Annotated in this window: 18 protein-coding genes; 12 read left to right on the top strand and 6 right to left on the bottom strand. The window is 59.6% G+C overall.

Annotation, left to right across the window (positions count from 1 at the left end; all coding sequences use genetic code 11):
• The first annotated feature begins 76 nt into the window (after positions 1–76).
• From BK660_RS07915 to BK660_RS07900, 4 genes are all read left to right on the top strand, one after another.
• Positions 77–1,681, top strand: coding sequence for a tetratricopeptide repeat-containing response regulator (locus BK660_RS07915; RefSeq protein ID WP_123432845.1), 1,605 nt, complete (start codon positions 77–79; stop codon positions 1,679–1,681).
• A complete protein-coding gene (locus tag BK660_RS07910; protein ID WP_123432844.1) occupies positions 1,678–2,370 on the top strand; it encodes a sensor histidine kinase in 693 nt (230 codons plus the stop codon). The genes BK660_RS07915 and BK660_RS07910 overlap by 4 nt, the downstream gene beginning before the upstream one ends.
• 199 nt (positions 2,371–2,569) lie before the next feature.
• The gene (locus BK660_RS07905; RefSeq protein WP_185045035.1) at positions 2,570–3,811 is read left to right on the top strand and encodes a glutamine synthetase family protein; all 1,242 of its coding nucleotides are present in this window, start codon (positions 2,570–2,572) and stop codon (positions 3,809–3,811) included.
• 69 nt (positions 3,812–3,880) lie between these two features.
• A complete protein-coding gene (locus tag BK660_RS07900; RefSeq protein ID WP_123432842.1) occupies positions 3,881–5,260 on the top strand; it encodes an MFS transporter in 1,380 nt (459 codons plus the stop codon).
• A gap of 66 nt (positions 5,261–5,326) precedes the next feature.
• Here the strand turns inward: BK660_RS07900 and BK660_RS07895 are convergent, their stop codons facing one another.
• The 4 genes from BK660_RS07895 to flgA form a co-directional block, all read right to left on the bottom strand.
• Positions 5,327–6,073 carry a flagellar brake protein gene (locus tag BK660_RS07895; RefSeq protein ID WP_123432841.1) on the bottom strand — a complete coding sequence of 249 codons (747 nt, stop codon included), beginning with the start codon at positions 6,071–6,073 and terminating at the stop codon, positions 5,327–5,329.
• Positions 6,074–6,165: 92 nt separating this feature from the next.
• On the bottom strand, positions 6,166–6,633 hold the full coding sequence (locus BK660_RS07890; protein ID WP_123432840.1) for a flagella synthesis protein FlgN: 468 nt from the start codon (positions 6,631–6,633) through the stop codon (positions 6,166–6,168).
• Positions 6,634–6,682: 49 nt separating this feature from the next.
• Complete coding sequence (gene flgM / locus BK660_RS07885; protein WP_027923951.1) at positions 6,683–7,009, bottom strand: flagellar biosynthesis anti-sigma factor FlgM; 327 nt, start codon at positions 7,007–7,009, stop codon at positions 6,683–6,685.
• 167 nt (positions 7,010–7,176) lie between these two features.
• The gene (gene flgA / locus BK660_RS07880; RefSeq protein WP_123432839.1) at positions 7,177–7,938 is read right to left on the bottom strand and encodes a flagellar basal body P-ring formation chaperone FlgA; all 762 of its coding nucleotides are present in this window, start codon (positions 7,936–7,938) and stop codon (positions 7,177–7,179) included.
• Between the two features lie 82 nt (positions 7,939–8,020).
• On the opposite strand from flgA, the gene BK660_RS07875 reads away from it, so the two are divergent.
• From BK660_RS07875 to flgE, 6 genes are all read left to right on the top strand, one after another.
• Entirely contained in the window at positions 8,021–8,953 is a 933-nt protein-coding gene (locus tag BK660_RS07875) for a chemotaxis protein CheV (protein WP_123432838.1), read from the top strand.
• Between the two features lie 46 nt (positions 8,954–8,999).
• Positions 9,000–9,827: a protein-glutamate O-methyltransferase CheR gene (cheR, locus tag BK660_RS07870; protein ID WP_010457158.1), complete on the top strand. Its 828-nt coding sequence runs from the start codon at positions 9,000–9,002 to the stop codon at positions 9,825–9,827.
• 357 nt (positions 9,828–10,184) lie between these two features.
• Positions 10,185–10,592: a flagellar basal body rod protein FlgB gene (flgB, locus tag BK660_RS07860; protein ID WP_027923954.1), complete on the top strand. Its 408-nt coding sequence runs from the start codon at positions 10,185–10,187 to the stop codon at positions 10,590–10,592.
• Positions 10,593–10,595: 3 nt separating this feature from the next.
• Complete coding sequence (gene flgC / locus BK660_RS07855; protein WP_123432836.1) at positions 10,596–11,039, top strand: flagellar basal body rod protein FlgC; 444 nt, start codon at positions 10,596–10,598, stop codon at positions 11,037–11,039.
• 15 nt (positions 11,040–11,054) lie between these two features.
• The gene (gene flgD, locus BK660_RS07850) at positions 11,055–11,780 is read left to right on the top strand and encodes a flagellar hook assembly protein FlgD (protein WP_123432835.1); all 726 of its coding nucleotides are present in this window, start codon (positions 11,055–11,057) and stop codon (positions 11,778–11,780) included.
• A gap of 31 nt (positions 11,781–11,811) precedes the next feature.
• Positions 11,812–13,128 (top strand): flagellar hook protein FlgE, encoded by a 1,317-nt coding sequence (flgE, locus tag BK660_RS07845; protein WP_123432834.1) that lies wholly within the window; start codon positions 11,812–11,814, stop codon positions 13,126–13,128.
• A gap of 290 nt (positions 13,129–13,418) precedes the next feature.
• Here flgE and BK660_RS07840 read toward each other — a convergent pair whose 3' ends face one another.
• Entirely contained in the window at positions 13,419–16,313 is a 2,895-nt protein-coding gene (locus tag BK660_RS07840; RefSeq protein WP_123432833.1) for a ribonucleoside-diphosphate reductase subunit alpha, read from the bottom strand.
• A gap of 738 nt (positions 16,314–17,051) precedes the next feature.
• Between BK660_RS07840 and BK660_RS07835 the strand changes: the two genes are divergently transcribed.
• Positions 17,052–17,774 carry a response regulator gene (locus BK660_RS07835; protein WP_123432832.1) on the top strand — a complete coding sequence of 241 codons (723 nt, stop codon included), beginning with the start codon at positions 17,052–17,054 and terminating at the stop codon, positions 17,772–17,774.
• Positions 17,771–19,381: an ATP-binding protein gene (locus tag BK660_RS07830; RefSeq protein ID WP_123432831.1), complete on the top strand. Its 1,611-nt coding sequence runs from the start codon at positions 17,771–17,773 to the stop codon at positions 19,379–19,381. Before BK660_RS07835 ends, BK660_RS07830 begins: the two co-directional genes overlap by 4 nt.
• A 133-nt stretch (positions 19,382–19,514) precedes the next feature.
• Here the strand turns inward: BK660_RS07830 and BK660_RS07825 are convergent, their stop codons facing one another.
• A complete protein-coding gene (locus tag BK660_RS07825; protein ID WP_221178644.1) occupies positions 19,515–20,240 on the bottom strand; it encodes a 4'-phosphopantetheinyl transferase family protein in 726 nt (241 codons plus the stop codon).
• Positions 20,241–20,297: the final 57 nt, after the last annotated feature.

Here is a 20,297-nt window from a genome sequence, read left to right as displayed (position 1 = left end):
TCTCAAGCTAACGGCACTCTTGGCCGATAACCCGAACGGTCATGCTCTTCTTCTTAAAACTGCCTGGAAATCTTCGATGCTGTCGTATCACCAAAAGAGTTTTCTGATCGTCGATGATTTCTCGGATTTCCGCAGTTCCGTCAGGTCCATGTTGCGGGAGCTGGGCGTCAAGGACGTGGATACCGCGGACTCTGGCGAGCAGGCGCTGCGCATGTGTTCGCAGAAGGCCTACGATTTCATCCTGCAGGATTTCCACCTCGGCGACGGCAAGAAGAACGGTCAGCAGGTCCTCGAAGACTTGATGATCGAGAAACTGATCAGCCATGAAAGCGTGTTCGTCATGGTCACCGCCGAAACCAGCCAGGCCATGGTGCTCAGTGCGCTGGAGCATGAACCGGATGCCTACCTGACCAAACCGTTCAACCGCTCTGGCCTGGCTCAGCGTCTGGAGCGGCTGGAGCAGCGCAAGAACCTGCTCAAGCCGATCCTGCAAGCCCTCGACCGTGGCAAGCCGCTGGAAGTGCTCAATGCCTGCATCGAACTGTGCAAAAAGGACATCCGCTATTCGCCGCTGTGCCTGCGCTACCGCGCGGATGCCTTGCGCGACTTGAATCAGAACGAAGCATTGGAGCGCCTCTACGACAGCATCATTGCTGACCGGCCGTTGCCGTGGGCGTTTGCCGGGTTGGGCCAGCTGCTGTTCAAGCGCGGCCAGGTCAGCCAGGCCAAAGGCATTTATGAGAAAGCCCTGAAAGTGTTTCCGATGATGCCCGCGCTGTATGACGGCATGGCCGACGTGCTGGTGGTCGAAGGCGACACCAAGGGCGCGCAGAAAGTATTGGAAGAAGCCATTCGCCTGTCGCCGCTGGCCGTACGCCGGCAAGCGTTGCTGGGCAAGCTGGCGATGACCAATGAAGATTTCGACACCGCCTCCCGGGCGTATCGCCAAGCGGTGTCCCAAGGCGCTCAGTCGCGTTTCAAGGACGCGGAAAGCAACCTCGGCCTGGCCCACGCCTTGATCAGTAAAGGCAGCGAGAAAGGTCTGGATACCCGCACCCGCCTGGAAATCAACACGACCCTCAGTCTGGTAGCGAAGGAGAACCCGAGCGACCCGGGCCTGCAGATTCGTGCGCGTCTGATGAAAGCCACCAGTTTGTTGCTCAACGACAGCGAAACGGCCGAGAAGCTCACCGAGCAAGCGATGATGCGCCTCGAAGGCATGGAGCAATTCATGAGTGCCGAGGCCGCGCTGTTGGTGGCCAAGCAGCTGCAAATGCTCGGTCAGGCGAGCGCTGGCGCCTCGATGCTGAAGAACTGCGCGGAGATCTACGGTGACGACCCGGTGGTGATGAAGGGCATCGCCAAACTGACCGACGACCCGACCATTCTCAGTTCCAGCAACGCCGCCGCCGAGCTCAACCGTGAGGGCGTGCGGGTGTACAAGACCGGCAACCTGGTGGAGGCCCGGTCGGTGTTCCGCAGGGCGCTGGCGATGCAGCCGAAAAACATCAGTATTGCCCTGAACATGGCGCAGTCGCTGCTGCACGGCACCGACACCAGTGTGCCGTCGGCGGAAATCGACGAATGTCGGGTCTGCCTGAAAATGGTCGGATTGATGCCCGACACCGACGCGCGTTATCCGCGCTATCAGAAACTGAAAATCAAGGCGTTCGGCGGATGAGCCAAGACAACCCGGCATTGGATTTCTCGACGGTGATTGCTTCCACCGTGCACGACATGAAGAACTCGCTGGCCATGCTGATGCAGGCCCACAGCCATTGGCTGGCGCGCTTGCCCGACCCGCAGCTGCACGGCCCGGAGCAGGGCGTCATCGAGTATGAGTTCGCCCACCTCAACGGCATGCTGGTGCAGTTGTTAGGCCTGTACAAACTGGGGGTCAATCAGCTGCCATTGCAGCCGGCCTACCACGATCTGGATGACTTTCTCGAAGCGCAGCTGGCCAGCCATCAAGAGGTGTTCGCCAGCCGCGGCATTATCGCGACCTATGAAGTCGACCCGTTGAGCCCGCTGGGGTTCTTCGACCGCGAGCTGGTCGCCTCGGTGCTGGGCAACATCATCAATAACGCCATTCGTTATGCGCGCGAGTCGCTGCTGATCAGCGTCAGTGACGAGGGCGGTCAACTGGTGCTGACCATCAACGACGATGGTGCCGGCTACCCGGCCGAGATGATCGAGTCTCAGGCGGACTATGTGCAGGGCATCAATTACAGCAGCAGTAGCACCGGCCTGGGCCTGTACTTTGCCGGGCGGATTGCCGCGTTGCATCAACGCAATGGTGTCGGCGGCAGCACCCGGCTGAGCAATGGCGGCCCGTTGGGCGGCGGCGTGTTCAGTCTTTATCTGCCCTGAGCCTTCTTTATTGTGTGGCGCTGCTTGAAATTCTGAACAGGCGAAGCCTATTTTGTACGGGTCGCCGTTCGCGGCCCGCACAACAAAGGATTGCGTCATGACTACCGATGGCCATCGTTCACTCGCACAGCGATTGGCGGGCATTGATGAGATTGAATGTGTCACACCGGACTTGAATGGAGTTCCCCGGGGCAAAGTCATGACGGCCGAGGGGTTCCTCGAAGGACGTCGGTTGCAGTTGGCGCGGGGTGTGCTGCTGCAATGCATCATGGGCGGGTATCCACCCGCACGTTTTTACGGCAGCGATGACGGTGACCTCGCGTTGGTGCCGGACCCGGCGCATATTTATCGCTTGCCCTGGAGTCAGCAGCCGCGGGCACTGGCCATTTGCGATGCGGATGAATTGAGCGGTGAACCCTCGAGTCTGTCGACCCGCGGCCAACTCACGTCAGTGATCGCGCGTTACGCGGCTCGCGGCCTGGCGCCGGTGGTGGCGACCGAGCTTGAATTCTTCGTGTTCGCGCCCAACCCCGATCCGACTCAACCGTTCCAGCCGCCGCTGGGCCTGGATGGTCGTCGCGAGGACGGTCAGTCGGCATTCAGTGTCAGTTCCAATAACGGCTTGCGGCCGTTCTTCACTGAAGTCTATGAATGCATGGCGGCGCTGGGCCTGCCCCGCGACACCTTCATGCATGAAATGGGTGTCAGCCAGTTCGAGATCAACCTGCTGCACGGTGATCCGCTGTTGCTGGCCGACCAGACGTTGCTGTTCAAGCACCTGCTCAAGGAAGTCGCGCTCAAGCATGGCCTGACCGTGGTCTGCATGGCCAAGCCGCTGGCGCACACGCCGGGCAGTTCGATGCACATTCACCAAAGTATCGTCGACATCAACACCGGGCGGAACGTGTTCAGTGACGAGGCCGGTCAGCCAACCGCGACCTTCCGTCATTTCATCGGCGGCCAGCAGGCCGGCATGGCCGACTTCACGGCGCTGTTCGCGCCGAACGTGAACTCGTATCAGCGCTTGTGCCATCCGTACGCGTCGCCGAATAATGCCTGCTGGTCCCACGACAACCGTGCTGCCGGGTTGCGCATTCCGGCCAGTTCGCCGGTTGCTCGTCGGGTCGAGAACCGTTTGCCGGGGGCCGACGCCAATCCGTACCTGGCCATCGCCGCCAGCCTTGCCGCCGGGTTGCATGGCATTGAAAACCAGCTTGAGCCGACCGAGGCGATCCAGGGCGAATTCGAAGTGCCGGATAATCTTTCGTTGCCGTGTACCTTGCATGCGGCTCTTGAGCGTCTGAAACGTAGCCAATTGGCGAAGGAACTGTTTGGCACCGAGTTCATCGAAGGCTACGTCGCTTCGAAGTCCATGGAGCTGACCAGCTTCTTTAATGAAATTACCCCTTGGGAACGGCGTGTTTTAGCTGCCCAGGCCTGACGCTTCGTCGTCTACGGGCTATCGTTTCGGTAGCCTGATCTTCACTGCAAGGAGCCGCTCGGAACGCCGATGCGCCAAATCTGGAAATCCTTTCGAGCGCTGTATTTCGCCTCGCTGATGATGTTGATCGGCTCGGGCCTGTTGAGCACTTACCTGGCCTTGCGCCTGGCGGCCGATCACGTCGACAGCTTGTGGGTCGGTGCGTTGATGGCGGCCAACTATTTCGGCCTGGTCCTGGGCGGCAAGATCGGTCACCGACTGATTGCCCGGGTCGGGCATATTCGTGCCTATGCCGCGTGTGCCGGCATCGTCGGTGCGGCGGTGCTCGGTCATGGATTGATCGACTGGCTGCCGGCGTGGCTATTCCTGCGGGTGATCGTTGGCCTGGGCATGATGTGCCAGTACATGGTCATCGAGAGCTGGCTTAACGAGCAGGCCGATGCCAAGCAACGCGGCATGGTCTTCAGCGGCTACATGATCGCTTCCTACCTCGGGTTGGTGCTGGGTCAGCTGATTCTGGTCATGCACCCCGGCCTTGGCCTGGAACTGTTGATGCTGGTCGCCTTGTGCTTCGCCCTGTGCCTGGTGCCGGTGGCCCTGACTCGGCGGATTCACCCGGCGCCGTTACACCCTGCGCCGATGGAGCCGCGCTTCTTTATCAAGCGTGTACCGCAATCGTTGAGCACGGTGCTCGGGGCAGGGCTGATCGTCGGCTCGTTCTACGGTCTGGCGCCGCTGTATGCGTCCCAGCAGGGGTTGTCTACCGAGCAGGTCGGTCTGTTCATGGGTAGCTGCATTTTTGCCGGCCTGCTGGTGCAGTGGCCGCTGGGTTGGCTGTCCGACCGTTATGACCGGGCGCTGTTGATCCGCTGTTTTGCCTTCAGCCTCGCACTGGCTGCGCTGCCGCTGGCGATTCTGCAGCAGGTGCCGCTGGAGGTGTTGTTCATCTCCGGGTTCCTCTGTTCGCTGGTGCAGTTCTGCCTGTATCCGCTGGCGGTGGCGTTCTCCAATGACCACGTCGAAGGCGATCGCCGGGTCTCGCTGACGGCGATGCTGCTGGTGACCTACGGTGTCGGCGCGAGTATCGGGCCGCTGGTCGCCGGGGTGCTGATGAAGCTGTTCGGCAGCCACATGCTCTATGCGTTTTTCAGTTTCTTCGCGCTGGTGCTGGTGTGGCGGATCCGCCCGAAAGCGGTCACCAATCTGCATCAGGTCGACGATGCGCCGCTGCATCACGTCGCCATGCCGGACAGCATGTCGAGTTCGCCGTTGGTGGTGTGCCTTGACCCGCGTGTCGACGAGCAGATCGTTCAAGAGCAGATGCACAGTCCGCCGCATCCGGAAGCGGAGTCGGGGCCGGAGCCGGACGTGGAGCCGGAAGCCGAGCCGACGCCACCGGAAGACCCGGACGCCGGTCGCGAACAAAGTTTCACGGAAGCCAGACCCTGATAGTTGATGCATAAAAAACGGGCAGTCACCGCAAGGGACTGCCCGTTTTTTGTTGAAGCGGTGTAATCAGAGATCGTCTTTGTCGAAGCGCCGTGCTTCACGCTGCAGCTGATACACGAAACGCTCGACCTGACGCTGCACCAGCCCGCTCATGTTGTGAAAGCGGATGCCGGCGAAGGTGGTGGAGATTCTTTCTTCGAAGTGCAGGTAACGCAGTTCCACCGGGGTGGTCATGCTGCCGAAGGGCAGGTCGGCGACGAAGCGGTCGTAGACCTGGCCCAGTTGCAGTCGGCCGGTGATGTCGCCATCAAAGCGCAGCTTGCAGCCAGTGGCGGAAATATCCAGCAGCTTGCCCCTGACGGGGAACTTGAGCTTTTCACCGCCCAGTTCGACATTGACCAATTGCGCCAGTTTCAAGGCAGCCCGGAAGGCGTTGCGGCGCTGGTGATAGACGACTTCGTCAGGGAGTTTGCCGCGGTAGCAGCGGGTGTCGCTGAATTCGTCGATGCTCAGCGGGCCGTTGCTTTCCCAGGCGATGCGCACGCCGTCGTGGAAGCCTTCGACCCGAAACGATTCGCCCGCCAGCAGATAGCGTTCACCGTCGCGGGGCACCATTTCGTCCAGGGCAATCGCGTTGTTGTCCCGATCAACCTCAACCAGATAGCTCTGGAAGCGCTGGTTACGTTCGTGGAACGTAATAATCAGCGGGTCATGGCTTTCTTGCAGTTGCCGCAGGTTACCCGCGATCTCCATGGGCGTGGAGAGCACCTTGGGTGGCTGCGGAGCATCTTCCGCGGTTAAGGCATTGGGCACGGTTCATCGTTCTCCGGACAAAATGTGACTGCGCATGGCCAGCATACTGCCATCATGTGGCGCGTCTTGAAAGTGCGAACTCATCAACAGGTTCACGCCTGACTGAGCGGGCGCGGCTTCGCTAGCTTGGCGGTTGATCCGCGGGCATCGTAAAGCGCGGGTGGTTCGCCGCCGGTGAGGATCTTCAGCTGATTGGCCGTGGCGGCCTGCTGGACCAGGATCGACTGACCATTATTGACATTGATGGCCTGGCACTGAGCCAGAAGGTCGGTCAGGGCATCGCTTTGCGCAAGTAACTGCTCACCGACGCTGGATTGGCTGGCGAGTTGCTCCAGGCCCTTGCGATTGGTGGGCAGATTGAGGCTGGCGAGGACTTCGCTGCGCTTGCGGCCATGCTGTTCGAGCAGAATGATCATTGCCTGTTTGCGCGCCAGAATGTCTTCGAGCAGTGGCATGTCGCGACCATGCAAGGCGAGGGACTCGGTTTGCAGTAACTCCAGCAAGTGTTGCGCTGGAGCAAAGTCGTCGATGATCAGTTGCAGTAAATTAGTGTCGTGCATGGCTGGCCTTGGGGTTTAAGCGTCCAAAAGCCTGGCGCAGGCCGGGGGCCTAGCGCTGGGCTTCGAAGTTGAGCAGTTTGCTGGCTACACGGTTGCTGTCGACTTTATAGCTGCCATCGGCAATCGCTGCTTTCAACTCGGCCACGCGGGCATTGTCGACGGCAGGCTGATCGCGCAGCTTGTCAGTGACCTTCTGCAACTGTTGAGCCTCATTGCTGAGGTGTACCGATTCCCCGCTTTTGGCGGTACTGGCCTGTTCGGCCGGGGTATTCAGCGGCGCGGATTTGCCGGCTTCGGCAGTGTCCTTGTTGGCGCTGGTACGCGTACTGCCGGTCAGTGACGAGGAACTGTTCAAACGGCTGAAATCGATGACCATGATAAAAAACCTCTGGGAATTTGGACGCTTGCCATGTTTTCGGCGCTCCCTGCAAAAACTTTAGGCCCATTTATCAACGAGCCTGCATGCGCCAGCGCATTTCCTGCGTGAGGCACAGTTTAGGGAACAGCCACGGCCAGCGCCATGTTTTCGCAAGGGCAGAGTTTCTACATGGCCACTTCCACCTGGCCCGGCGCCATGACCTGCGCCTTGATGACCCGTTGGGAGTTGAGGTTTTTTACCCGGATCTGTTCACGCAACCCGCCATTGGACAGGGCTTCGCCCGGCATGCGCACGCTGAGCGTCCCACTGCGGGCGGTAATCACCACCTGATCGCCTTTGGAAATGACTTCGGCCTGTTCGAGATGGACCAGCGTCAGCACCTGATCGGCGACCGTTGGTCGGGTAAGTTTCTGTCCAATCGTCTGATCGACAGAGGTGAAGTAGCCCTGGCCGATCAGGCTGATATCTCGTTCGCGCAGCATGACGTCGCCCGGCTCGATATAGCCGGAGCGCTTGAGCGGTCGGGTGGTGGTGACGACGTCGCGAAACAGGCGGACTTGAGCGGGCACGAACACCGTCCAGGGCGCGGTACTGTCGCAACGAACCTTGACCGTGACCCGACCAATCGGGATCGCCGGGCTCTCCAGAGTGGCTGTCAATTCCTTGTCGCACATGGGCATGCGCAGGCGCGGATCGATCTGCTTGACCTCGATCTCATAACGACCTTCGGTTTGACTGGTCGCCAAATAGTCTTCTACGGTGAACTCAAGAAAGCCCTGAGTGACGCCGATAAGCATGTCAGGCAAGGTAACTGCGTCAGCAAGGGCAGGGCTGCCAGCGTTGAACAGGCAGACGGCCGACATCGCGCAAAGCACTTGGCGAGCGTTTGATGTCAGGCGTCGGAAAAATGTCGGTTCTGTGTTCATAAGAGTTAAAAAGCAAGCGCCGTGCCGTTTCTCAATGAACGTGCGTCGCAACACACTTAAGCGTTGGTGTAGGAGTCTGTGCATGGCTGGTGTAATGGATGCGGTAAACCAGCGCACGCAACTGGTAGGGCAGAATCGCCTGGAGCTGCTGTTGTTCCGTCTCGACGGCCAGCAGCTCTATGGGATCAACGTGTTCAAGGTTCGGGAAGTGCTGCAATGCCCAAAACTCACGCTGATGCCAAAATCCAGTCCTGTCGTGTGCGGTGTGGCAAATATCCGGGGGGCGACCATTCCGATTCTTGATCTGGCCATGGCGACCGGCTCCGGCGCGCTGAAAGATCAAAGCAATCCGTTCGTGATCATCACGGAGTACAACACCAAGACCCAGGGTTTCCTGGTGCGCTCGGTGGAGCGCATCGTCAACATGAACTGGGAAGAGATTCATCCGCCACCCAAGGGCACGGGGCGCGATCACTACCTGACGGCTGTGACTCGGGTCGACAATCAGTTAGTCGAAATCATCGACGTCGAGAAAGTCCTCGCGGAAGTGGCGCCGACGCCGGAAGCGATTTCGGTCGGTGTGGTCGATGTCGAAACCCAGCACAAGGCCCTGTCCTTGAAGGTCTTGACCGTCGATGACTCGTCGGTGGCGCGCAAGCAGGTGACTCGTTGCCTGCAAACCGTCGGTGTCGAAGTGGTGGCGTTGAACGACGGCAAGCAAGCGCTGGATTACCTGCGCAAGCTGGTCGACGAAGGGAAAAAGCCGGAAGAAGAGTTCCTGATGATGATTTCCGACATCGAGATGCCGGAAATGGACGGGTACACCCTTACGGCCGAGATCCGCAACGACCCACGCATGCAAAAGCTTCATATCATCCTGCATACTTCGTTGTCGGGGGTATTCAATCAGGCGATGGTCAAGAAAGTCGGTGCCGATGACTTCCTTGCCAAGTTCCGTCCTGATGACCTGGCATCCCGGGTAGTCGACCGGATCAAAGCAGCAGATATCAGCTAGGGGCCTTCTGCCCCTGGTGGTTAACACGATTTAAGAGGCGGCATCTTTGTCTACGGGTAATTTGGATTTCGAACAGTTCCGGGTCTTCCTGGAAAAAGCCTGTGGCATTTTGCTCGGTGAAAACAAGCAGTACCTGGTCTCGAGCCGTCTCAACAAACTGATGGAACAGCAAGGCATCAAATCCCTGGGTGAGCTGGTCCAGCGCATCCAGACCCAGCCGCGCAGCGGTTTGCGCGAGATGGTGGTGGACGCGATGACGACCAACGAAACCCTGTGGTTTCGTGACACCTATCCGTTTGAAGTGTTGAAGAACAAGGTCTTGCCTGAAGCGATCAAGGCCGCGCCCGGCCAGCGTTTGCGGATCTGGTCCGCGGCGTGTTCGTCGGGTCAGGAACCGTACTCGCTGTCGATGTCCATCGATGAGTTCGAGCGCGTCAACATGGGCCAGTTGAAGATGGGGGCGCAGATTGTCGCCACCGACCTGTCCGGCACCATGCTGACCAACTGCAAGACCGGCGAGTACGACAGCCTGGCGATCGGCCGTGGCCTGTCGCCCGAGCGTCTGCAGCGTTACTTCGATCCGAAAGGACCGGGGCGCTGGGCGATCAAGGCGCCGATCAAGAGCCGCGTGGAGTTTCGCTCGTTCAACCTGCTGGACAGTTACGCGGCCCTGGGCAAGTTCGACATCGTGTTCTGCCGCAACGTGCTGATCTACTTCTCCGCCGAGGTGAAGAAAGACATCCTGTTGCGCATTCACAGCACGCTCAAGCCAGGTGGCTATCTGTTCCTTGGCGCATCCGAAGCGTTGAACGGTTTGCCGGACCATTACCAGATGGTCCAGTGCAGCCCGGGGATTATTTACCAGGCGAAGTGATTCGTTGGCGGCAAACAAAAACGGGAGTCCTCAGGGGCTCCCGTTTTTTTATGCCTGATGATTTCCCGCCAGCACCCCAATTCAAATGTGGGAGCGGTCGCGAAGGCGGTGTGTCATTCAAAGTAGATGTCGACTGAGACGACGCCTTCGCGAGCAAGCCCGCTCCCACATTTGGATCTGCGTTGCCCGTGGGAAAGCGGCAGAAAAGCGGCATCCAGCGGAAACCGGTTGCCGCTTTTCTGGCATTGCCGCCCTTGCCGCTGCCTGCAAAGCCCCGGTTTCCGGGGTTTTTCGATTTGGCACGCCGCTTGCTATGTCTCTGTTACGAAAAATCAGGTCACCCGAAGGTTTCCCGACATGAGCATCAGCTTCGATAAAGCGCTCGGTATCCACGAACAAGCCCTGGGCTTCCGCGCTCAGCGTGCCGAAGTCCTGGCCAACAACATCGCCAACGCCGACACCCCGAACTACAAGGCGCGGGATCTGGACTTCTCCAAAGTGCTCGCCGCACAGAACGAGAAAACCAAGGGCGGGACTTTTGCCTTGAACATGACCAACAGCCGTCATATCGAAGCTGAAGGCCTGGGCAATGGCGACGAGTCGCTGCTGTATCGCACGCCGATGCAACCGTCGATCGACCAGAACACCGTGGACGCCCAACTGGAACAGTCGAACTACGCGGAAAACGCCGTCGGCTTCCAGGCCAGCTTCACCCTGCTCAACAGCAAATTCAAAGGGCTGGTATCAGCCCTGCGCGGAGAGTAAATCATGTCTCTATCCAGTGTTTTCAACATTGCCGGTAGCGGCATGAGTGCACAAACCACGCGCTTGAACACCGTGGCCTCGAACATCGCCAACGCCGAAACCGTCTCGTCGAGCATCGACCAGACCTATCGCGCCCGTCACCCGGTGTTCGCCACCATGTTCCAGGGCGGCCAGAACGGCGGCAGCGACTCGCTGTTCCAGAGCCAGGACGCTGCCGGTCAAGGCGTACAAGTGCTCGGCGTGGTCGAAGACCAGAGCAACCTCGAAGCGCGTTATGAGCCGAACCATCCCGCTGCCGACGCCAAGGGCTATGTCTACTACCCGAACGTCAACGTCGTCGAAGAAATGGCCGACATGATTTCGGCGAGCCGTTCGTTCCAGACCAACGCCGAAATGATGAACACCGCCAAAACCATGATGCAGAAGGTCCTGACCCTCGGTCAGTGATAAGGGGCGACTCAGATGAGTGTTACTGATACCACCAGCGGCATGAGCCTCAAGGATGTCCTGGCCAATTCTTCGGTCAAGACCAGCAACACCAGCAGCGACGGCCTGGCCGCCGCTACCGGCAGCGCCACCGGCAAAAAAGCATTGGGCAAAGATGCCTTCCTGCAATTGCTGGTGACTCAGCTGAAAAACCAGAACCCGCTGGAACCGCAGGACAACGGCGCGTTCGTCGCGCAGTTGGCGCAGTTCAGCAGCCTGGAAGGCATCACCACGCTCAACGATACGGTCAGCGGCATTGCCGGCAACTACAACTCGTCGCAAGCGTTGCAGGCTTCTTCGCTGGTGGGTCGTTCGGTTGTTGCCCAGACCGACACCGCGGTGGTCGACACCTCCAAGAGTTTCAACGGTACGGCCGTCGTACCGGCCTCGACGAACCCGGTCACGATCAAGATCACCGATACCGATGGCAAAGTCGTTCGCACCATCGATCTTGGCAGCCAGCAGGCCGGCAACGCCGGTTTCATCTGGGACGGCAAGAACGATGCGGGTGAAGTGGCCAAGGCCGGCACTTACAAGTTTGCAGCGACCGCGACTTACGACAGCAAGGCGACCTCGCTGGTGACTTACCTGCCGGCAACCGTCAACAGCGTGACCATCAGCCAGACTGGCGGTGAGTTGATGCTGAACCTGGCAGGCCTGGGCAGTGTTGCCCTGTCCAAAGTACAGACCATTGGTATATAGAGCCGACTAACACGGCACAAAGGAGTGGAATATGTCTTTCAATATCGGCCTTAGCGGTCTCTATGCAGCCAACAAACAACTGGACGTCACCGGTAACAACATCGCCAACGTCGCGACCACCGGTTTCAAATCGTCCCGTGCAGAATTCGAAGACGTGTACTCGGCCACTCGCCTGGGTACCGGCAGCAAGACCGTCGGCAACGGCGTGCGTCTGGCCAACGTTTCCCAGCAGTTCGGTCAGGGCGACGTGAACAACACCGGCAACGTGTTGGACATGGGTATCCAGGGCAACGGTTTCTTCGTCATGAGCGACAACGGCTCGCTGAGTTACACCCGTGCCGGTGCGTTCAAGACTGACGCCCAGAACTACGTGGTCGACAACAACGGCCGCCGCTTGCAGGGTTTTGGCGTAGACGCCAACGGCAAGATCATCAATGGCGTGCTGACTGACCTGAAAATCGACACCTCGAGCCTGGCGCCGCACGCGACCACTCGTGTCGACCAGACGATGAACCTGAACTCCTCGGACCCACTGCCAACAGTGACCCCGTTCAACGTCAAGGACACGAACAGCTACAGCAAGACCATTTCCACCCCTGTATACGACACGCAGGGTAACCAGCACACGATGGACCAGTACTACGTTAAAAATGCGGCATCCAACTCCTGGACTGTCTACACCTACATGGACGGCCGTAGCCCAACCAACCCGCTGACTGAGCCGCCGGTGCCGATCAAGGCTGACCTCACCTTCAATCCTGATGGCAGCATCAAGACCCTGGTGGGCGGTGCGGGCTGGACGCAAACCGGTAACACCCTGACCATGACTGGCTGGAAGCCGGGTGTGATGGTTGACGCCAACACCAACCCGCCAACCTGGGCCCTGAACGGTTCGGACGCAGCCGCGGCCGGTATCGCGTTCGACATGACCAAAACCACTTCGTACGCTTCGCCAACCGCACGTACTGCGCAGTATCAGGACGGTTACGCGACAGGCCAGATTTCCAGCCTGACCATCGACGAAAGCGGTGTCATGACCGCCAACTTCACCAACCAGCAAACCAAGGCCATCGGCCAGGTCGCCATTGCCAGCTTCGCCAACGAACAAGGCTTGCAGCCAATCGGTGGTTCTGGCTGGAAAGAAACCTTCGCCTCGGGCGTGCCTGGCATCGATGCACCGAAAACCGGTACCTTGGGTTCGGTAGTGTCCAACTCGCTGGAAGAGTCCAACGTCAACCTGACCAACGAACTGGTTGACTTGATCAAGGCGCAGAGCAACTACCAGGCGAACGCCAAGACCATCTCCACCCAGAGCACCATCATGCAGACCATCATTCAGATGACCTGATGCCTGATCGCGCTGCATAAAGAACCCCTTGAAAGAGGGGTTTTTTTATGGCCGGGGTTTGTCTCGGGTATTGGCATTTCGGTTGTCTGGGCTGGCCTCTTCGCGAGCAGGCTCGCTCCCACATTTGACCGCATTCCTCCAGGCCAACCCGGTCCCCTGTGGGAGCGAGCCTGCTCGCGAAGAGGTCAGTGGGGGCACCACTTTCCTGGAGGCAAAAGAAAACCCCCGACCCATCCAGAGGATTGATCGGGGGTTTCAGGTCAGCGCCTTTCAGCGCCTACCGGCTCGGCTTATTGGCAAGCTTCGCAATCCGGCTCGTCGATGGCGCAGGCCTTTGGCACTGGAGCAGGGCCGGCTGGTGCTGCCAGGACCGAATCTTCACCGTGGTTGCCGCCGCTGGAAACAGCGTTCAGCTTGCCGGTGTTGATGGTCGACTTCTCGGTGCTGGTCGCGGCCAGGGCACGGAGGTAGTAAGTGGTTTTCAGACCACGGTACCAAGCCATGCGGTAGGTCACGTCCAGCTTCTTGCCCGAAGCGCCAGCGATGTACAGGTTCAGTGACTGAGCCTGGTCGATCCACTTCTGACGACGGCTTGCCGCGTCAACGATCCACTTGGTGTCCACTTCGAAAGCAGTCGCGTAGAGCTCTTTGAGTTCTTGCGGGATGCGCTCGATCTGCTGCACCGAACCGTCGTAGTACTTCAGGTCGTTGATCATGACCGAGTCCCACAGGCCGCGAGCCTTGAGGTCACGAACCAGGTACGGGTTGATCACGGTGAATTCGCCTGACAGGTTCGATTTCACGTAGAGGTTCTGGTAGGTCGGTTCGATCGACTGCGAGACGCCAGTGATGTTGGCGATGGTCGCGGTCGGTGCGATGGCCATGATGTTGGAGTTACGAATGCCTTTCTGCACACGGGCGCGAACCGGTGCCCAGTCCAGGGATTCTTTCAGGTCAACGTCGATGTACTTCTGGCCACGTTGCTCGATCAGGATCTGTTGCGAATCCAGCGGCAGGATGCCTTTGGACCACAGCGAACCCTGGAACGTCTCGTAGGCGCCACGCTCATCGGCCAGGTCGCAGGAAGCCTGGATCGCGTAGTAGCTGACCGCTTCCATCGACTTGTCGGCGAATTCGACGGCAGCGTCGGAACCGTAAGGAATGTGCTGCAGGTACAGCGCGTCCTGGAAGCCCATGATGCCCAGTCCGACCGGACGGTGCTTGAAGTTGGAGTTCTTCGCTTGTGGCACCGAGTAGTAGTTGATGTCGATAACGTTATCGAGCATGCGAACAGCGGTGTTCACGGTGCGTTCCAGCTTGGCGGTGTCCAGCTTGCCGTTGACGATGTGGTTCGGCAGGTTGATCGAGCCCAGGTTGCAAACGGCGATCTCGTCCTTGTTGGTGTTCAAGGTGATCTCGGTGCACAGGTTCGAGCTGTGGACCACGCCGACGTGTTGCTGCGGGCTGCGCAGGTTGCACGGGTCTTTGAAGGTCAGCCATGGGTGGCCGGTTTCAAACAGCATGGACAACATTTTGCGCCACAGGTCTTTGGCCTGGATGGTCTTGAACAGTTTGACCTTGCCTGGGTATTCGGTCAGGGCTTCGTAGTACTCGTAACGCTCTTCGAAGGCTTTACCGGTCAGGTCGTGCAGGTCGGGTACTTCGGACGGCGAGAACAGGGTCCACTTGCCGTCATCGAAGACGCGCTTCATGAACAGGTCAGGGATCCAGTTGGCGGTGTTCATGTCGTGGGTACGACGACGGTCATCACCGGTGTTCTTGCGCAGCTCGATGAACTCTTCGATGTCCATGTGCCAGGTTTCCAGGTAGGCACACACAGCGCCTTTGCGCTTGCCACCCTGGTTAACGGCAACGGCGGTGTCGTTCACTACCTTGAGGAACGGAACAACGCCCTGGGATTTGCCGTTGGTGCCCTTGATGTACGAACCGAGCGCACGCACTGGCGTCCAGTCGTTGCCCAGGCCGCCGGCGAATTTCGACAACATGGCGTTGTCGTGGATCGCGTGGTAGATGCCCGACAGGTCATCCGGCACGGTGGTCAAGTAGCAGCTCGACAGCTGTGGACGCAGGGTGCCGGCGTTGAACAGGGTCGGGGTCGAGGACATGTAGTCGAAGGACGACAACAGGTTGTAGAACTCGATGGCACGGTCTTCTTTCTGCTTCTCTTCGATCGCCAGGCCCATGGCCACGCGCATGAAGAAGATTTGCGGCAGTTCGAAGCGGATACCGTCCTTGTGGATGAAGTAACGGTCGTACAGGGTTTGCAGGCCCAGGTAGGTGAACTGCTGATCGCGCTCGTGGTTGATCGCCTTGCCGAGTTTTTCCAGGTCAAAAGTGGCCAGGACCGGGTTCAGCAATTCGAATTCGATACCCTTGGCGATGTACGCAGGCAGCGCCTTGGCGTACAGGTCGACCATCTCGTGGTGGGTCGCGCTTTCGGCAACGTTGAGGAAGCTCAGGCCTTCGGCACGCAGGGTGTCCATCAGCAGGCGAGCGGTCACGAACGAGTAGTTCGGCTCACGTTCAACCAGGGTACGGGCCGTCATCACCAGGGCGGTGTTGACGTCGGTCAGGGCCACGCCGTCGTACAGGTTTTTCAGGGTTTCGCGCTGGATCAGGTCGCCGTCGACTTCTTCCAGGCCTTCGCACGCTTCGGTGACGATGGTGTTCAGACGACCCATGTCCAGAGGTGCAAAGCTGCCATCGGCCCGGGTGATGCGGATCGATGGGTGAGCGTTGACGGCTTCTTCGGCCGGGGCGTGCGCGGCGCGTTGTTTCGAACGGCCGTCCCGGTAGATCACGTAGTCGCGGGCTACTTTCTGCTCGCCGGCACGCATCAGGGCCAGTTCGACCTGGTCCTGGATTTCTTCGATGTGGATGGTGCCGCCCGAAGGCATACGACGCTTGAAGGTCGCGGTGACTTGTTCGGTCAGGCGGGCCACGGTGTCATGGATTCGCGACGAGGCGGCAGCGGTGCCGCCTTCAACTGCGAGAAACGCTTTGGTGATGGCGACGGTGATCTTGTCATCGGTGTAAGGAACGACAGTGCCGTTACGCTTGATCACGCGAAGCTGACCAGGCGCGGTGGCGGACAGATCCGAAGTCGAATCAGCGGCCTGCGGCAAGGTGCCCTGCGGGTTCTCGCGAGTTGTGTCGGTTTGCATGGGGGGTTGTCTCCACATTCTCTATGTTTGTTTGGGCACCATCACGGTGCCCACCGTTCCGTCCTGAAGCACTACAACCGGCGAGGGGCCGGGCATACCAACTTCGGGACAGATCAGGAAGGGGCAATTGGGGCGCCGCTTCCATGCCGAAGTCTTTGGTCCCAGGCCTTGAACCTGAAACCGGGATCCTTTTGGGTGACAGTAATTGACTGCAACACCCGTACCGTTAACGCCGTTTTCGGCTCAAAAACAGTAGCCATCCGCACGCGCGGTTTGGTCTTTCGAAAATACGTTTGGTTCAACCGGAAAGAGGCAATAAAAGCGCTTGAAATCGGTGTCCGGTTTGTGTTTGGTTTTTTGCGCAAAACCCTACATGTAGGGTTTTTTTTGCGCCGGGGTACAAGATAATGCGTTTTGGAGGGTGTTGCAACGTACTACCTGTGGATAAACCTGTGCGTAAATTGTGTGTGAAAGGTGGAATGGGCGTGTAGGCCGCGACCTAGCTGGAGCGCACCGTTTTCCATCGATTTTCAACGATTGAAAACAGCCGTTTGGATTTTTAAGGGCGCGAACCCTATCACAAAAAACCGGCTTGTCCGAACGCATTTGCCGGCTTGTGTTCTCGGCGGGCGGCGTTTATACAATCGCCCCATGGTTACGCATTCTTATCCTCCCCAATCATTACAAAAAGACGGGCGGATCCTTCCTTATAAGTGTTGTCGGCAAGCAGAGGTCACCGTGGAGCAAGAAGCCTGGCAGGTATTGATTGTGGAGGACGACCAGCGTCTGGCCGAACTGACCCGCGATTACCTGGAAGCCAATGGCCTGCGCGTTTCAATCGAAGGCAATGGTGCGCTGGCGGCGGCGCGCATTATTAAAGAGAAGCCGGACCTGGTGATTCTCGACCTGATGCTGCCGGGCGAAGACGGCCTGAGCATCTGCCGCAAGGTCCGCGATAAATATGACGGCCCGATCCTCATGCTCACCGCCCGCACCGACGACACCGACCAGATCCTCGGCCTCGACCTCGGTGCCGATGACTACGTGTGCAAACCGGTGCGCCCGCGCCTGTTGCTGGCACGCATCCAGGCGCTGTTGCGCCGCAGTGAAGCCCCCGAGGCCATCCCGGAAAAACAACGGCGTCTGCAGTTTGGTCCGCTGGTGGTGGACAACGCATTGCGTGAAGCCTGGCTGAATGACAACGGCATCGAGCTGACCAGCGCCGAGTTCGACCTGCTCTGGCTGCTGGTCGCCAACGCCGGGCGCATCCTGTCCCGGGAAGAGATTTTCACCGCGTTGCGCGGCATCGGTTATGACGGCCAGGACCGTTCCATCGATGTGCGTATCTCACGCATCCGCCCGAAAATCGGCGATGACCCCGAGCACCCGCGACTGATCAAGACCATCCGCAGCAAAGGCTATCTGTTCGTTCCCGAAGCCTGCGTAGACCCGTCGCTGTGAATTCGATCTTCCTGCGCATTTATGGCGGCATGTGCGCGGCGCTGGTGTTGGTCGCGGTGCTCGGCGTGCTGGCGTTGCATCTGCTCAACGAGGTGCGCAGCGAGCAATACCGCGAACGCCTGGCCCACGGTACGTTTTCGTTGATGGCCGACAACCTCAAGCCGATGAACGAAACCGAGCGCCACCGCGCCTTGCTGGTTTGGGAGCGCCTGCTCGGGATTCCACTGGCGCTGACCACGTTTGCCCAGACTGACCTCGACCTCACCCAGCGCACCCGCGTGCTGCGCGGTCAGGCGCTGGTGGAGCAGACCGGCCCGCACGCGGCCAAGGTCTATCGACTGGTCAGTGACAAGGAACAATTGCTGCTCACCGGCGAGGTGCAGCAGATCAGCGAACAACTGGCCCGCGCCACTATTTATCTGCTGGTCGATGAACTGGTGCGTTACCCGGTGGCGGAGCAGCCCGAGCGGCTGGCGCTGCTGAAAGAAGACAAGGGCTTTGGTTTCGACTTGCGTCTGGTCAAGGTCGAGCAGGCGGACATGGACGAAGACCAGAGCCGGCGGGTCTCCGAGGGCGACACGGTGATGGCACTTGGCAAGGGCGGCGACTCGATCCGCGTATTTGCCGGCATGGTCGGCACGCCATGGGTGCTGGAGATCGGCCCGCTGTACCAGATGAATCCTTATCCGCCGGAATGGCTGGTGTTGATCGCGGCGCTCGGGTTGAGCCTGATCGGTTTGATCGTCTACCTGCTGGTGCGGCAACTGGAGCGCCGTTTGCGCGGTCTGGAAGCGGCCGCCACGCGCATCGCCAAGGGCAGCCTGGAAACCCGCGTACCGGCTCGCGGTGCCGACTCGGTGGGCCGATTGGCCGCTGCATTCAACGGCATGGCCGAGCACTTGCAGCAATTGCTGGCGATCCAGCGTGAACTGGTGCGCGCGGTGTCCCACGAATTGCGCACACCGGTGGCGCGCCTGCGTTTCGGCCTGGAGATGATCGGCTCGGCCACCACGCCGCAGCAGTTGGAGAAATACCGCGAAGGCATGGATCACGACATCGAGGACCTCGACAAACTGGTCGATGAGATGCTGACCTACGCGCGGCTTGAGCAGGGCTCGCCGGCACTGAATTTCCAGCGGATCAATCTGGATGCATTGGTCAATCAAGTGATCGAGGAGCTGGCGCCGTTACGTGCCGAAGTTACCGTGCAGCGTGGGTTGTGTTTGTCGGCGGCGGATTGCGATGACGCCTGGGTCGAGGCTGAGCCGCGTTACTTGCATCGGGCCATCCAGAACCTCGTCAGCAATGCCATGCGCCACGCCTCGTCGCGGGTGACCGTGAGTTATCAGGTGGGGCAGCAGCGTTGTCGGGTGGACGTCGAGGATGACGGGCCGGGAGTGCCGGAGCTGGCCTGGGAGCGGATTTTTACGCCGTTCCTGCGCCTGGATGACAGCCGTACCCGGGCGTCGGGCGGGCATGGGTTGGGGTTGTCCATCGTGCGCAGGATTATTCATTGGCATGACGGGCGGGCGTTGATCAGCAAGAGCAAGAGTCTGGGTGGGGCTTGTTTCAGCCTGAGTTGGCCGCGCAATCAGGAGAAGCGCTGAGGTTTGTAGTGAATGCCAGGCCTCTTCGCGAGCAAGCCCGCTCCCACATTTAATCTCATTCCTCCCGAAGGAACTCGGTCAAATGTGGGAGCGGGCTTGCTCGCGAAGAGGCCGGCCAAGCCACCACACATCTTCAGGCCTTGATACTGACCAGACTCAACAACTGCCCATCCATCACCCCAAACTGCGCCTCCAGCTCCGTGCCATTGCGCCACTCGGCAGACAAATCCGTCAGCAACCGCAGCCTCACCTCACCGGCCTCGGTCCACTCCAGCACCTCGGCATGTTCAAAATAAAAACGCTGCTGAACAATCGGGTACAGCGCCTTGAACAGGCTTTCCTTCACCGAAAACGTCAACGTCACCCGCAGCGCCAGATCATCGCGACGACCGGCCGCCATACGCTGCAACTCCGGTGGAGTGAGAATTTCCCCGGCCAGGCGCTCGGCGCGTTCCGGGTTGAGCAGGTTTTCCAGGTCCATCCCCAACCCGCGCCAATCGGTTTTCCTCGCGACAATCGCTGCCGCCCGGCCGGTGCTGTGGGTGATGGAGCCGGCGATGTGCGCCGGCCACACCGGCGCCCGGTCTTCGCCGATGGCCGGGATAAAACTCAGGCCTTCCAACTGTTGCAACGCCGCCCGAGCGCACACCCGTCCGGCGAGAAATTCGGCCTGACGCTTGGCGACTGAGCGCTGAATGCTTGCCGGCGGCTCGATGGCGCTGCGCTGGAAATCATCGTTGGCCAGTTGCGAACTGTCGAAGTGGGTACTCAGCAACACCGTATCGGGCAGCACAAACGGCAGCGGCCAATGGGCATCGAGCGGGGTGCAGCAGATGGGCAGGGCAGGGGTGGGATTCATGGCGGGCATTTTGCCGGGTTGCTCAATCGCTGGGTAGTGGCAACCGGGCTTTTGTGG

Origin of the sequence: Pseudomonas brassicacearum (assembly GCF_003732265.1) — a bacterium.
GTDB classification, from domain to species: domain Bacteria; phylum Pseudomonadota; class Gammaproteobacteria; order Pseudomonadales; family Pseudomonadaceae; genus Aquipseudomonas; species Aquipseudomonas brassicacearum_D.
Note: the sequence above shows the minus strand (reverse complement) of the source record. Positions and strands in the feature narration are given on the sequence as shown.